We start from the raw sequence: 270 nt of genomic DNA, 5'->3' as shown, positions 1-270 counted from the left end.
TCACGACCCGGCCGGCAACCTGCTGCGCGAGCATCAGCATTACTCGAATCTGGACAAGCCACTGGTTGCCGTTTGGCAGCACGAGTACGACGCGCTGAATAACCGCGTCGCGACTATCAGGCCTGATGGACACCGCGTCAGTTGGCTCACCTACGGCAGCGGTCATCTGCTCGGCCTGAAGCTCGATGAGCATGAACTGCTCAGCTACGAGCGCGACGACCTCCACCGCGAGATCAGCCGGCACCAAGGCAATAACCTGCTGCAAACCCA

The 270-nt window shown here is 60.7% G+C and carries 1 protein-coding gene; it reads left to right on the top strand.

What is annotated here, in order from left to right:
• On the top strand, positions 1-270 hold a 270-nt coding region (locus ACYAR8_RS24745), incomplete at both ends, for a hypothetical protein (RefSeq protein ID WP_463581343.1).

This window comes from Pseudomonas sp. HP_01 (assembly GCF_055284355.1).
This window is presented reverse-complemented; position numbering and strand designations above follow the sequence as displayed.